Origin of the sequence: Curtobacterium flaccumfaciens (assembly GCF_051548005.1) — a bacterium.
Classification (GTDB): domain Bacteria; phylum Actinomycetota; class Actinomycetes; order Actinomycetales; family Microbacteriaceae; genus Curtobacterium.
This window is the reverse complement of sequence record NZ_JBPUGH010000090.1, coordinates 1-13744: the sequence shown is the minus strand read 5'-3', so window position 1 is coordinate 13744 and position 13744 is coordinate 1. Positions and strand designations below refer to the sequence as shown.

General features: G+C 70.6%; 14 protein-coding genes and 1 tRNA gene. 10 read left to right on the top strand and 5 right to left on the bottom strand.

Annotated elements, in window-relative coordinates:
- Positions 1 to 29 precede the first annotated feature (29 nt).
- The 3 genes from ACSW7Y_RS11325 to dcd form a co-directional block, all read right to left on the bottom strand.
- On the bottom strand, positions 30 to 374 hold the full coding sequence (locus ACSW7Y_RS11325) for a HepT-like ribonuclease domain-containing protein (RefSeq protein WP_438126384.1): 345 nt from the start codon (positions 372 to 374) through the stop codon (positions 30 to 32).
- Positions 371 to 886 carry a helix-turn-helix domain-containing protein gene (locus ACSW7Y_RS11320; RefSeq protein ID WP_058724183.1) on the bottom strand — a complete coding sequence of 172 codons (516 nt, stop codon included), beginning with the start codon at positions 884 to 886 and terminating at the stop codon, positions 371 to 373. Before ACSW7Y_RS11320 ends, ACSW7Y_RS11325 begins: the two co-directional genes overlap by 4 nt.
- A 163-nt stretch (positions 887 to 1049) precedes the next feature.
- Entirely contained in the window at positions 1050 to 1637 is a 588-nt protein-coding gene (dcd, locus tag ACSW7Y_RS11315; protein WP_022903028.1) for a dCTP deaminase, read from the bottom strand.
- 80 nt (positions 1638 to 1717) lie between these two features.
- Between dcd and ACSW7Y_RS11310 the strand changes: the two genes are divergently transcribed.
- The gene (locus tag ACSW7Y_RS11310) at positions 1718 to 2824 is read left to right on the top strand and encodes a GNAT family N-acetyltransferase (RefSeq protein WP_438126383.1); all 1107 of its coding nucleotides are present in this window, start codon (positions 1718 to 1720) and stop codon (positions 2822 to 2824) included.
- Between the two features lie 134 nt (positions 2825 to 2958).
- Positions 2959 to 5004 carry a cytochrome c oxidase assembly protein gene (locus ACSW7Y_RS11305; RefSeq protein WP_438126382.1) on the top strand — a complete coding sequence of 682 codons (2046 nt, stop codon included), beginning with the start codon at positions 2959 to 2961 and terminating at the stop codon, positions 5002 to 5004.
- 26 nt (positions 5005 to 5030) lie between these two features.
- On the opposite strand, the gene ACSW7Y_RS11300 is transcribed toward ACSW7Y_RS11305, so the two are convergent.
- Together ACSW7Y_RS11300 and ACSW7Y_RS11295 are read right to left on the bottom strand one after the other, a co-directional pair.
- Positions 5031 to 5378, bottom strand: a complete 348-nt coding sequence (locus ACSW7Y_RS11300; protein ID WP_438126381.1) for a hypothetical protein — start codon at positions 5376 to 5378, stop codon at positions 5031 to 5033.
- Complete coding sequence (locus ACSW7Y_RS11295) at positions 5368 to 6453, bottom strand: DUF6177 family protein (protein ID WP_438126380.1); 1086 nt, start codon at positions 6451 to 6453, stop codon at positions 5368 to 5370. Before ACSW7Y_RS11295 ends, ACSW7Y_RS11300 begins: the two co-directional genes overlap by 11 nt.
- A 212-nt stretch (positions 6454 to 6665) precedes the next feature.
- Between ACSW7Y_RS11295 and ACSW7Y_RS11290 the strand changes: the two genes are divergently transcribed.
- The 8 genes from ACSW7Y_RS11290 to ACSW7Y_RS11255 all read left to right on the top strand — a co-directional run bounded on the left by ACSW7Y_RS11290 (position 6666) and on the right by ACSW7Y_RS11255 (position 13709).
- Positions 6666 to 6739, top strand: a tRNA-Gly gene (locus ACSW7Y_RS11290).
- 25 nt (positions 6740 to 6764) lie between these two features.
- Entirely contained in the window at positions 6765 to 6890 is a 126-nt protein-coding gene (locus ACSW7Y_RS11285) for a hypothetical protein (protein ID WP_438126379.1), read from the top strand.
- Positions 6891 to 7978: 1088 nt separating this feature from the next.
- Complete coding sequence (locus ACSW7Y_RS11280; RefSeq protein ID WP_438126378.1) at positions 7979 to 8188, top strand: hypothetical protein; 210 nt, start codon at positions 7979 to 7981, stop codon at positions 8186 to 8188.
- Between the two features lie 34 nt (positions 8189 to 8222).
- Positions 8223 to 8456, top strand: a complete 234-nt coding sequence (locus ACSW7Y_RS11275) for a PLDc N-terminal domain-containing protein (RefSeq protein WP_438126377.1) — start codon at positions 8223 to 8225, stop codon at positions 8454 to 8456.
- A 186-nt stretch (positions 8457 to 8642) separates the two neighbouring features.
- On the top strand, positions 8643 to 9752 hold the full coding sequence (locus ACSW7Y_RS11270) for an FAD-dependent oxidoreductase (RefSeq protein WP_438126376.1): 1110 nt from the start codon (positions 8643 to 8645) through the stop codon (positions 9750 to 9752).
- 28 nt (positions 9753 to 9780) lie between these two features.
- Entirely contained in the window at positions 9781 to 10800 is a 1020-nt protein-coding gene (locus ACSW7Y_RS11265; protein WP_438126375.1) for a glycerate kinase, read from the top strand.
- Positions 10801 to 10851: 51 nt separating this feature from the next.
- On the top strand, positions 10852 to 12456 hold the full coding sequence (locus ACSW7Y_RS11260) for a DUF4041 domain-containing protein (protein ID WP_438126374.1): 1605 nt from the start codon (positions 10852 to 10854) through the stop codon (positions 12454 to 12456).
- Between the two features lie 206 nt (positions 12457 to 12662).
- Positions 12663 to 13709: an NAD(P)-dependent alcohol dehydrogenase gene (locus ACSW7Y_RS11255; RefSeq protein WP_438126373.1), complete on the top strand. Its 1047-nt coding sequence runs from the start codon at positions 12663 to 12665 to the stop codon at positions 13707 to 13709.
- The last annotated feature ends 35 nt before the right edge of the window (positions 13710 to 13744 follow it).

The window sequence follows — 13744 nt, the reverse complement described above, 5'->3', positions numbered from 1 at the left end:
GGGCGGGCGCGCCCCGAGCCTCCAGGCCGTCAGGTGGTGACGTCGTCGACGTGCGCCGCCCGCAGGCGGCGGGCGGCCGCGCACAGGTGCGGGACGTCGGTCCGGGCGGTCCCGAGGACGACCGCCGGCGTGGTGTCGAAGTACCGACGTGTGAGGCGCTCCGCGAGCAGCGACACCTTCGCCCACGGGATGCTCGGCTCGGTGGCGGTCAGCTCACCCGGGAGCATCCGCACCGCCTCCCCGATCTCGACGAGCCGCATCCGGACCGCGTCGTACACGAGGTGCTCGGGCAGCCCGTCGTCGCTGACGTACTCGCCGATCACCCCGCACGCCCGGATCACGTCGTCCAGGCGCTCCCCCGTCCCCCGGGTCACAGCGGGATCGCCTCGCGCACGACCTGCGGGTCCATGCCAGCTGCGTCGACCACGTCGACACGGGTGCCGAGGAGCTGCTCGGCCTCGTCCTGGATCCGCATGAGCGCGAAGATCCCCAGCCCCCGGCGGAGGTCGACCATGAGGTCCACGTCGCTGCCCGGCCCGTCCTGCCCGCGGGCGACGCTCCCGAAGAGTCGGGGGTTTCGCCCGCCGAGGCGCTCCACGATGGCGTGCAGTTCCGTCCGGGCGGCGGCGACGCGTTCGCGGAGCGGCGGCGGTTCCTCCACCGGCTCGAGCTCGATGGACGCGGTGAAGCCGGCCGCGAGCAGCAGGCGCTGCAGCGCGGCGAGCGACGGCTCGCGTCGGCCGTTCTCGTAGGTGCTGATGACGCTCTGGGTGACACCGGCGCGGACGGCGAGTTGCACCTGGGTGAGTTCGGCTCGGACGCGGGCGTCACGGATGAGCTCGGCCGCCGACACTGGCGGCGCGGGCCTGGGGAGGACTGCGGACATGCGGCCACGATACACAGAATGCGAAATTTCTCTGCCCATGTCCTGCGGTTCGCCACAACCGCGTGCGGGGATTGCTCCTGCTATATCGCGGTGTGTCGTTGGCCTGGCGGTCCGCGGGTCTGCGCGGGCGCACCGGGCGTGCAGGCGCGAGGCCGCGTGCGTCTCAGTCGCGCGTGGAGACGTCCGTGCGGTGGAAGTTCTGGGCCGAGCGCGACGCCGTCGGCCCGCGCTGTCCCTGGTACCGGGACTGGTACTCGGCCGACCCGTACGGCTTCTCCGCGGGGCTCGAGAGCTGGAAGAAGCAGAGCTGGCCGATCTTCATGCCCGGCCAGAGCTTGATCGGCAGCGTCGCGACGTTCGACAGCTCGAGCGTGACGTGGCCCGAGAAGCCCGGGTCGATGAAGCCGGCCGTGGAGTGCGTCAGCAGCCCGAGCCGCCCGAGCGAGCTCTTGCCCTCGAGTCGTGCCGCGATGTCGTCCGGCAGGCTCACGACCTCGAACGTCGACCCGAGCACGAACTCCCCCGGGTGGAGGACGAACGCCTCGTCCGGGTCGGTCTCCACCAGGCGCGTGAGCTCCGGCTGGTCCTCCGCCGGGTCGATGTGCGGGTACTTGTGGTTGTCGAACAGCCGGAAGTACTTGTCCAGCCGGACGTCGATGCTCGAGGGCTGCACGAGCGACGCGTCGTACGGGTCGAGGCCGATGCGGCCGTCGGCGAGTTGGGCGGTGATGTCGCGGTCGGAGAGCAGCACGCTGGAAGCCTAGCGGCCGGTCGTCGGTGTCGATATCCTGTCAGGCTGTCCAGGTCCGGGCAGCAGACCGGAGCAGGACGATGACGACCGCAGGCCCACCGCCGTACACCGTCGAGGAGATCGACGTCCCGACCTCGATGGACGACGACCCCGCACGCGTCGACGCCTTCCGCGTCTGGCTGGACGTGTCGGACCGTGCCGAAGCCGCCGTGCACGGGCTCCGTGAACTCGCCTGGACGCCCGACGAGTACCTCCCGATGTGCCGCACGCCCGGAGCGCCGAGTCGGCTCTTCGTCGCCTGTGACGAGTCGGGTGTCGTCGTCGGGTCGGCCGCCTACGACTCGAAGAACGAACCCGGCACGACGAACTGCTGGCTCTCGGTCGGTGTCGACCCGGAACACCAGGGTCGTGGCATCGGCTCCCTGCTTGCCGACCACGTCGAACGGGTCGCGCGGGACGAGGGCCGCACGCAGTGGAAGACGTACGCGGTGTCGAGGCAGGTCGGGCCGGCCTCCGGTGACGGCTTCCTCCAGGCTCCGACCGGCCACGGCGCCGTCCCCGCGGACGAGGCCGCGGTCCGCTTCCTCCAGGGTCGCGGCTGGCGCTTCGGCCAGGTGAACCGGATCAGCCGGCTCGCGCTGCCCACCGACGCCTCGGTGGTCGCCGCCCTCCGCGAGCGAGCCGTCGGGGCCGCCGGTGACGCGTACCGCGTGCACGCCTGGACCGGGCGGACCCCGGAGCGGTGGCTCGACGGCATCGCGCTGCTGCGCACCCGGATGTCGACCGACGCTCCGGAGGGCGACATGGAGGAGCCGGAGGACGTCTGGGACGCCGGCCGTCTCCGCGAGCAGGAGTCCGAGCTCGAGCGAGCACCGCGGACGATGGTGACGATCGCCGTGGAACACGTCGGTTCCGGCGCGCTCGTCGGGTTCACGCAGCTGGCCGTCCCGGTCGATCCGTCGCGGGCCGTCATGCAGTGGGACACCCTCGTCCTGCGGGAGCACCGCGGACACCGGCTCGGGTGGTTGCTCAAGGTGGAGGGCATCGCGTTCGTCGAGCGGGAGTTCCCCGGGCGCCCCTCGATCGTCACGTTCAACGCCGAGGAGAACCGGCCGATGCTCGACGTGAACGAGGCCGTCGGCTTCGTGGGGGTCGGCAGCGAGGGGATCTGGGAGCACCGGGACTGAACGATGCCGCGGCGGCCCGGGTCGGTAGGCGAGGCCGGTGGAGCCGGTGGTCGGAGCCGGCCTGAGCCGGACCGCAGCCGGTGGGGCGGACGCACACCGTGCCACCCGGCCGGGGCGCTTACCATGGGACGGTCATGACCGTCACGTCCTCCGCACCCCCGTCCGGAGGCGCGGCGCCGGAATCGGCGCCCGTCACCGCTCGCACGTCCACCGTCGCGACGGTCCTCGTCGTCGCCGTCCCGCTCGCCGCGGCCTGCGCCGTGCTCGGGATGGTCGTCACCGGAGCCTTCGGCTCCGACCAGCAGCTCGTCTCCGCGGGTGACCTCGTCACCTACGGCCTGCCGATCGCCCGCGCCGTGCACGACACGATGGCCGCCGTGACGATCGGCCTGCTCATCGTCGCGGCGTTCGCGCTCCCGGCCCGCAAGCAGGACCACGGCGCGGTGTCGAGCGTGCAGCACCGGGCGACGCGTTGGGCCGCAGCGACCGGCGGCGTGTGGTTCCTCGCCGCGGTCGTCAGCATCGTCCTGACCGGGGCGAACACGCTCGGCGTCCCCCTGTCCTCACCGGTGTTCGCCCGGAACTTCCTGCTCTTCGCCTTCCAGGTCGAGATCGGCCAGGCGCTCGTCGTCTCGGCGGCGGCGATCCTCGCCGCGACCGTGGTCGCCGCGTTCGCCACCCGGGTGACGACCCTCGCGGTCGCGACGGTCCTCGCACTGTTCGCGCTGTTGCCGCTCGCGCTGTCCGGGCACGCCGCGGGTTCGCTCGAGCACGCGAACGCGGTGAACTCCCTCGCCGTCCACCTCGTCGGCGTGTGCGTCTGGGCCGGCGGGCTCGTCGCCGTCCTGCTGCTCCGCACCCGAACGAAGGGCGCGACCGGCCGGGTCGTGTCGCGCTACTCGACGCTCGCAGGGTGGTCGTTCGCCGCCGTCGCGTTCTCGGGCATCGTCAACGCCTCGCTGCGGTTGACCGGCCCGCTCGACCTGTTCACGACGACGTACGGCTGGCTGATCACCACCAAGGCCGTGATCCTCGTGCTCCTCGGGCTCGCCGGGGTCGTGCAGCGCCGTCGCCTCGTGCCCGCGCTGCTCCGCTCGCCGCTCGACCGCCGCTCGTTCACCCGGTTCGCCCTGGCCGAGATCGTGTTCATGGCCATCGCCGTCGGCGTCTCGGTCGCGGTGTCCCGGTCGCAGCCACCGATCCCGCAAACGCCGGAGACCGGCGACGACACCCGCTCCGGGCTCATCGGGTACCCGTACCCGCCGACGCAGACCCTGCACACGTACTTCACCGAGTGGCACTGGGACTGGGTGTGGGCCGCCCTCGCCGTGACCGGCGCCGGTTGGTACCTGCTCGCCGTGCGGAAGCTCCGGAAGCGCGGGGACAAGTGGCCCGTCGGCCGCACGATCGCGTGGCTGATCGGCTGCGCCCTGTTCATCTGGACGACCTCGGGCGGCCCGGCCGTCTACGGGATGATCCACTTCTCGTCGCACATGATCCAGCACATGCTGCTCATGATGTTCGTGCCGCTGCCGCTCGTGCTCGGCGGACCGGTGCTGCTCGCGCTCCGGACCCTCCCGGTCCGGAACGACGGCTCCCGCGGTGCCCGCGAGTGGCTCATGCTCTTCGTGCACTCCCGGTACATGCAGTTCATGGCGAAGCCCGCGGTCGCCGGGGTGATCTTCGCCGGGTCGCTCGTGGTGTTCTACTTCACGCCCGCGTTCGAGTACGCGATGCAGTCGCACGAGTGGCACGTCGTGATGGTCGTGCACTTCGTCCTCAGCGGGTACCTCTTCTTCTGGGTCTTCGTCGGGATCGATCCCGGCCCCGCCCGCCCGCAGTACCCGATCCTGATCATCGCCCTGCTCACGACGCTGGCCTTCCACGCGTTCTTCGGCGTCGCGGTGATGACGTCGGCGTCGGTGTTCGCGTCCGACTGGTTCCACGCGCTCGGGCAGGCGAACGACGCGGCACTCCTGGCCGACCAGCACACCGGGGGCGGCATCGCGTGGGGTGCGGGTGAGCTGCCGATGGTGTTCGTCGCGCTGCTCGTGGTGCGGAACTGGGTGCGGTCGGACGCTCGGGACGCCAAGCGCCTCGACCGCAAGGCCGACCGGGACGGCGACGCCGACCTCAAGGCGTACAACGACCGGCTCGCTGCGCTGCGCGACCGCGACTGAGCGGCGGCGACAGGGGGCTCGGCGCGTCAGTCCCCGTGCACCAGACAGACGGCGTCGAGGTCCATCGCCGCCTCGAGTGCCGCCGAGATGCCCGACTCGCCGTCCGGCCCCGCGGGTGTCACGACGTCGACCCACCACAGCGGCACCTCGAGCGTCGGGGCCTCCGGCAGGATCCGCTCGACCTCGTCGAAGGCGTCCACCCGGCGGACACCGAGCACGGTCAGGACCGGGTGGGTCGCGTCACGGCACACCTGCATCACCGGCCCGTCGTCGAGCGCACGGACACCCCAGGCCTCGTCGTGCAACAGCAACGCCTCGGCGACGTCGCGCACCTCCACCGGCCGCCGACAGAGGAGCGTCACCTCACGCGGCACCGGGACCTCCGCTGACCGGTGCCCCCGCGTGGCCGTCCTCGTGCGCCGGGTCGAGCGGTGCGCCACCCACGAGCTGCAGGAAGCGGTCCTCGTCGATGCGGTCGAGGAACGACTCGAGCGCCTCCCACCCGTCCTCGAACCGGACGATCAGCCCGGCGTCCTCGGCGGTTCCGCCGGACGCCGAGTCCGTGGTGGTCCCGAACGTCGTGGTCGACGTGTGTGGCGGCGGCCACTCCCCGTCGCGGTCGAGGAACGCCGCCGCCTCGGGTCCGACGACGACCGCGAGCGGCGACGGCTCGCCGTGCGACACAGCGCGCACGAGGTGGTCCGCGTCCCCGCGGCGCTGCATCACCACGCCGAACACCGGCTCGACCTCGTCCGCGACCTGCTGCACGGCCGCGAACAGCCGCGGGGCCAGTGCCGGGTCGGCGTGTTCCTCGGGCACCGTCAGCACGGCCGACATCGTCTCGATGACGACGCCGTCCTGCAGGTGCGCCGTCATCGTCGCCGAGAAGCCGTCGCCGATCGCGTAGGAGGTCGACACCTCCGGCGCCTCGTGCTTGGCGTACTGCGTGACGACCCACCGGTCCCACGGCACCGTCAGCGGTTCGGCGGTCCCCCAGCGGGTCGGGCACGCACCGACGGTGTCGCACAGCGCCTCGATCGCGGAACCCATGTCGACCGCGCGACCCTCGTGGTGCCGGAGCGTGAGGTCGATGCTGATCTGCCGGACGGAGTCCGACGACACCGGGTGCTCCGGCGACGGCGTCCCGACGAGCTCGGGCCCACGCCGGACGAAGTCCTCGATCCCGGAGGCCGCCGCGCCCGTGCGTCCGTCACGCAGCGAACCGTCGAGATCGCTGACCGCCCATGCTGCTCCGTGCGCACCGAGCGCGTGCCGCAGAGCCGGAGTCAGCGCCGCTGCCGCCCCGGTCCGGAGCACGACCATGCGGCCGGCGTCCGACGCGCGGCGGAGCAGGGAGGCGAAGGCATCGGTCAGCCACACCACCGACGAAGCGGAGTCCACCACGATCGCTGAACCGACCACGTCGTCGATGAGGGGATGCCTGACCATCCGGTTCCTCCTCGGTCGTCCCGTCCGCTGAATCCCCCTGGACGGTACACACGAGGACGACACCTGTCCGTCACGACGGGCGGCTCACAGCGCCTACACGGCGACGGCCTGGAGGCACGGATCACCTCCGCCACGCAGCCTCCCGGATCGCGCCCGGCTGGCTTCCAGCGGAGAATCCGGTAGGGTTGTCGACGTCCCGCCGAACGGGATGCGCGAGTGTAGTTCAATGGTAGAACTCCAGCTTCCCAAGCTGGTAGCGCGGGTTCGATTCCCGTCACTCGCTCCACTTCCGGCCTGACTGCGCTGCGAGCATGAGCCCCAGAGGGATCGTCTTCTTCGACATCGACGGCACGCTCGTCCCGGCGATGTCGAGCAGCAGCTTCCTCGCCCGCCGCTTCGGCCATCAGCAGGAGCTCGATGCCGCGGAAGCGCGGTAAGCAGCCGGCGAGGTCTCGAACAAGCGGGTGAGCATCGTCGACGCAGCCGGGTGGCGCGGCACGCCCACGAGCACCGTCGACGCGTGGCTCGACGACCTCCCGGTGATCGACGGCACGGCCGAGGTCGTCGCCTGGTGCCGCGCACACGACATCGAACCCGTCCTCGCGTCGTTGGCGTGGCAGCCGGTGAGCGCAGCGATCGGGAGGCGGTACGGGTTCTCCCCCAACGGCGGCCCGCGACCGGGGACAGCCGCTCCGACATCCCGCTGTTCGAGGCGTTGCCCGCAACGCTCGCACTGAACGCCGATGTCGCTGCACGCTCCGCCGCGACCGCCGCCCTCGACACCTCTGATCTCCGCGACGTCGTCCCGTGGCTCACGGCGTGGGAGCGGGATCTCGCCCACTCGGGATCACCGGGCGCCCGCGGCGCGCGAGCGCGGCGTGCGGCGGTGCCCTCGTCGGGCGTCCGGACACCACAGGTGCTCAGCTTGACCTACTGATGTTTCAGATGATTGCATGCTGAATCCTCGGCGTTCCATCGGGGGGTGCCGCTGTGAGATCGGACAACATCATGAACAAGTACACACGCGACCGGATGATCGCGATCGGTGCCGCGTGCGCCGTCGTGGTCGGCGGCGTCCTCTCCACTGCTCCGGCCAGCGCTGTGACGCCGGACAGCGAGGCTCCTACGGACGCGCCGCGGTCATCGGCGGAGCTGCTCACGACCATCCGCACCGAACTCGTCGCATCTGGCTCGACGGCCGACGTCGCTGCTTTCGACGACCTCAGCGCGGAACAACGGGAGCAACTCGCTTCGTACTTCCTCGACGTATCTGTCGCCGCGGAAGTCGAGGCCGACGCGACTTTGACATCCCGAGACTCAGCCGTTGTCCTCGAGAACGGAGACTTCGCATGGGGCGAGGATGAATCGGTCATCGTCGGAGAGGATCCCCGATCGAGTCGCGCAGCATCGCGAACCACGTGGGGAACGCAGTGGTTCGCCTTCGCGGGCATCAAGCTCAGCGAGACGAAGGTCACCATGACCTACCAGTACTCAGGCTCGAACGCGACTCGGCTACGCGTGTGCCGTGACCAAGAACGTCCAGCCGTTCACCGAAGTGCGATCGTCGAAGAGCAGCGGGTACATCAGCGGCGGCCAGGCGACGGCGAAGTGCAAGGTCGTCGTCAAGCGCGGCGTCCTCACGCCCTGGGGAACAGTGGCCTGGAGCACGTACTCCGCTTTCCAGCGGCTGTCCACGAAGGGCAACGGAGCGGTCACGGCGAACCGATGGGAATGACCTTGCAGAACGACCGAGCACGAGGTGGTCCACGATGAACCCGCTCGTTCCCTCGACACCTGACGGCGTGGTGGCGATCGCGGCCGTCGGCGCCGTGATCCTGAGCGCGGCGGCCCTCCTGTCGGTCATCATCACCGCACCCCGGCTTCCTGGGCGCGCGCTGCTTGCATGGGCGCTCGTCGTGGCGCTGGTTCCGTTCGTCGGGCCCGCCTCGTGGTTCCTCACCAGACAGGGAAAGCGGTCGGCGGCCCGCAGACATCGACCCTGATGTCCCGACCGGCTTCGACAGATGACCTCCGCCGCCCTGCGGCGGGGGTCATCTACTGATCCGGACCTCGGCCACGCGCGTGCCGAACCGTTCGCTCAGCGCACGGCGGCGCTGACCCATCCCCGGCGGACGACATTGACGACCGAGCCCAACCGTTCGTACGCGTGGCCGCACTACGCTCGCTCCATGACTGTCTCGGAGGTTGCGCCGCCCCACGTCGTCATCGGCGGCGGAGTCGTCGGCGCGGCCGCGGCGTACGCCCTGAGTACCCGCGGCGAGCGCGTCGTCCTCGTCGAGCAGCACGGGCGCGGGCACGACCGCGGCTCCTCGCACGGTGCAACACGGATCTTCCGGCAGGGCTACGCAGACGCCGAGTACGTGGCGCTGACCACCCGGGCGCTGGCGCTCTGGGAAGCGCTCGAGGACCGGGCAGGGAAGCGGCTCCTCGACCGGACCGGTGCGGTCGACCACGGTCGGCCGGAGGTCGTCGACGCGATCGCCACCGCACTGGCCGATGCGGGCATCCCGCACGAGACGCTGACCCCGGAGGAAGCGGGCGAGCGCTGGCCCGGCATCGCGTTCGAGGGGCACGTGCTCGCGCACGCCAGTGCCGGACGCATCCGCTCGGCCGACGCCATCGAGGTGTTCCTGTCGCTGGCCGAGGCCTCCGGCCTGGCGGACCTCCGGTTCGACACCCGGGTGACGGGCATCGAGGACCACGGCGACGAGCTGACGGTCGCCACGAGCGACGGAGCGCGGATCCGGACGCGATCGGTGGTCGCGGCCACGGGGTCGTGGGCCCCCACGCTGGTCGGTGGCCTGCTCGCACGACGCGGGGCGCGCCTCCCGGCCGTCCGCGTCACCCAGGAGCAGCCCGCCCACTTCCCCAGCCACATGCCGGACACGGCGTGGCCGAGCTTCGTTCACTGGGCGGAGGGCGACGACGTGTACGGCTTGCTGACCCCGGGCGAGGGGGTCAAGGTCGGGTTCCACGGGACGGGGCCGGTCGTCGACCCGGACGACCGTGACTTCACGCCCGTTCCGGCCGAGGCGGAGCGGCTACGGGCCTACGTCGAGCGGTACGTACCGGGTGTGGACGCGAGCAGCCCGACGTTCATCAGCTGCCTGTACGACACGACGCCCGACGAGGACTTCGTGATCGACCGCCGCGGGCCGCTCACCGTCGCGACGGGGTTCTCCGGACACGGCTTCAAGTTTGCGCCGCTCCTCGGCGAGATGCTCGCGGACCTGGCCCTCGGCGGCACACCGCACCCCCGGTTCGCCCTGCGCGGCTGAGACCGGAGCGGCCCGCTACGGTGGTCGGGTGCGCATCGTGGTGGCTCCGGACTCGTTCAAGGGCACCGCGACCGCGGCGTCCGTGGCTGCGGCGATCGCCGACGGATGGCGAGCCGAGCGTCCGGACGACGACCTCGTCCTCGTGCCGATGGCCGACGGCGGCGAGGGCACGCTCGACGCCTTCGCCACGGCATTCCCCGACGCCGTCCGCCGGCCCGTGCGGGTGACCGGGCCCGCGGGCACACCGGTCGACGCCGAGTGGCTGCGGCTCCCCGACGGACGCGGCGTGGTCGAGCTCGCGGCGACGAGCGGCCTGCCGTTGCTCGGCGGGTCGCTCCTGCCCGACACGGCGACGTCGCGGGGCTTCGGCGAGGCGATCGCCGCGGCGCTCGACGCCGGGGTGACCGGGCTGGTCCTCGGCATCGGGGGCAGCGCCTCGACGGACGGGGGCGCGCCGGTGCTCGACGTCCTCGGCGACCGACCGCTCCCCCGTGACGGCGCGACGGTCCTCACCGACGTCACCTCGCCGCTCGTCGGGCCGACCGGCGCAGCGGCCGTCTTCGGACCCCAGAAAGGCGTCACCCCCGAGCGCGTGGCCGAGTTCGACGCCCGGCTGTCCGCGTTCGCCGCCCGGTACCCCCACGTCGATCCCGGGACGCCGGGAGCCGGTGCCGCGGGTGGCGTCGGGTTCGGGCTGCTCGCATGGGGTGCGTCCCTCGTGCGCGGCGCCGACGGGGTCGCCGAGGTCCTGGGCCTCCCGGGGGTGCTCGACGGCGCGGACGTCGTCGTCACGGGCGAGGGGCGGTTCGACGGCCAGAGCGCGGCGGGCAAGGTGGTCTCCGTCGTCCACGAGCTCGCCGGGACGCACACACCGCGCGCCAGGGCGATGCTCGTCGCCGGAGCGATCGAGGCCCCGTCGGACGCCTTCGCGGCCGCGGCCTCGCTGACGGTGATCGCGACGCAGACCACGGGCGAGCCGGACGACGCGCTCCGCGACCCGCTGCGCTTCGCGACGATCGCCGGGACGCGACTCGCCCGGATGGTCTGAGGGGCCGCGTCCAGCGGACTGAACGTTAGCTTTCATCAGTATCCTGGCTCGATGAGCGCTGCGCCGGGATGGTACGACGACCCACAGGACCAGCGCACAGTGCGCTATTTCGACGGTCTGAACTGGACGTCCCACACGCAGCAGAAAGCCTCTTCCCCGAATACCCCGGAGCAAGGTGGAGGCGACACGCATCCCGGCCGCGAACGCACGCTCAGATCTCGCCGAGAAGCACGCCAGGACACGACTCGCAGAATCTCCCGGAGTGCCGCAGGCACTGGAGAACGTCTCTCCAAGCGTGAGGCTCGGGCGCGGTTGGAGGCAGCGGAAGCACTCATTGCGCAGCACGGCTTGCGCCGGTTCGAGGAAGCCGATTCGTACCGCGACCAAGCAATGCTCCAACTTGATGCTCGACGTCAGGCAGTCGAAGAGGAACTAGCCGCGCGCGAACGCTCGGCAAAGGAGGCTGTAGAGTCCGCGCGCCGGACGATCAGCGAGGAGCGTGTGCACGCCGAGCAAGAAGAAGCCGAGCGTCGTGCGCGGGCCGAGCACGATCTGAACCAGCTCCTCGCGGACGCGCGCATTGCAAGCTCGGAGCTGTCCGCGATACAACGCGACCTCATTGAGTCGCGCGACCGCCTCGAACTCCGGTCTGTAGGCCTGTTCGACTACGAGCACCCCGCCGAGTCGTCCGCAACTCTCGCAACCAAGCTCGAAGCGCTTCGGGCTCGCATCAAGAACGCCGTTCGCGATAAGCAGGCCGTGACCTCCAGCGCGAACTTCATGTTCAACGATTCGGCAGCGCAGGGGCGCAAGTTCGTGAACGACATGACGAAGGTCCTGCTTCGCGCTTACAACGCTGAGGCAGAGAATGCGGTGAAGGCAACCAGGGCGGGCAACCTTCAGACGGCCCAGATGAGACTGTCACGCGCGGCCGACCAGATCGCGAAGAGCGGCCAGATGATCAGTCTCCGAATCACTGACTCCTACCATCGGATGCGACTCGAAGAGCTCGAGTTGGCCGCACGACACCTCCAGACCGTCCAGGCGGAGAAGGAGCTCGAACGCGAGCGTCGGGCGGAGCTGCGGGAGCAGCGAAAAGCCGAGCAGGAGCTTCACGCCGAGCGTGAGCGCCTTGAAAAAGAGCGAGGCCACTACTTGGCGACACTCGCCGCTCTCGAGGCGAACGGAGATGCGGAGGGGGTTGCGCGTATCCGCCTGAAGCTCGAGGACGTCGACCGTGCCGTCGCGGACGTCGACTACCGTTCTGCGAACGTGCGCGCGGGTTACGTGTACGTCATCTCGAACATCGGCGCGTTCGGCGAGCGGATGGTGAAGATCGGTATGACACGGCGCCTCGAGCCGATGGATCGTGTGAACGAGCTGGGCGACGCATCGGTTCCGTTCCGCTTCGACGTCCACGCCCTGTTCTTCGCAGACGACGCGGTCGGGATCGAGTCAATGCTGCACCAGACCTTCGCCGAGCAGCGCGTCAACCGGGTCAACCTCCGCCGAGAGTTCTTCTACACGACGCCGGATGCAGTTCTCGCCGCGTTGCGTGATCACCAAGTCGAGATTGTGAGCTTTGCCGTCGAGCCAGAAGCGCCGGAGTACCGGAGCAGCTTGGAAGCAGCCAGCGCCACTCCGATGCTCGGCTGACACCCGCAGTTCGGAGCGGGTGGCCGGAGAGTCCGACGACGCAGCGACTCGCCCGGCCGGTCTGAAAGGCCACACAGAAGGGGTACCCCACCGGTACCACGCTGCCACCAGCGCACGGGAGCACACTGGCTCGGGGCCGACGGCGTCCCCGGCCCGAAGGGGTAGCCCGGCCCCTCCAGCAATCGACCCACCCCACGAGGAGACCATTGCGCACCGTCAACGCCTACGCAGCCCCGTCCGCCACGGAGCCGCTCGTCAAGACCACCATCACCCGCCGCGACCTCGGCCCGAACGACGTCGAGATCGACATTGCCTACGCCGGCATCTGCCACTCGGACATCCACACCGTCCGGGGTGAGTGGGGCCAGATCCAGTACCCGCAGGTCGTCGGCCACGAGATCGTCGGCCACGTCTCGGCCGTCGGCGACGCCGTCACGAAGCACCAGGTCGGCGACCGCGTCGGCGTCGGCTGCATGGTCAACTCCTGCGGCGAGTGCGAGAACTGCGTCAAGGGCGAGGAGCAGTACTGCCTGAAGGGCAACATCCAGACCTACGCGGGCGTCGACCCGGCGGACGGCAGCATCACCCAGGGCGGCTACTCGCAGGCGATCGTGGTGAACGAGGACTTCGTGCTCCGCGTTCCGGAGTCGCTCGACATCGAGAAGGTCGCGCCGCTGCTCTGCGCCGGCATCACCACCTACTCGCCCCTGCACCACTGGGGCGTGGGCCCCGGCTCGAAGGTCGCCGTGATCGGCATGGGCGGCCTCGGCCACATGGCCGTGAAGATCGCGGTCGCGCTCGGCGCCGAGGTCACGGTCCTGTCGCAGACCACGTCGAAGCAGGAGGACTCGCTCCGCTACGGAGCGCAGGCCCACTACGCGACGAAGGACCCGGAGACGTTCGAGAAGCTCGCGAACTCGTTCGAGCTCATCATCAACACGGTGTCGGCGAAGATCCCGATGGCGTCCTACCTCGGGCTCCTCAAGGTCGACGGCACGATGGTGAACGTCGGTGCGCCGTCGGAGCCGCTCGAGGTCCCGGCGTTCGCCCTCATCCCGCGCCGCCTCAGCTGGGCGGGTTCGGCGATCGGTGGCATCCGTGAGACCCAGGAGATGCTCGACTTCTGCGCCGAGAAGGGCATCCTCCCGGAGACCGAGCTCATCAGCGCGGACCAGATCAACGAGGCGTACGAGCGGGTGCTGTCCTCGGACGTCCGGTACCGCTTCGTGATCGACGCGGCCACGCTCGCCTGACGCGAGCAGACGACGGTCTGGAGGCGCGTGGCGGG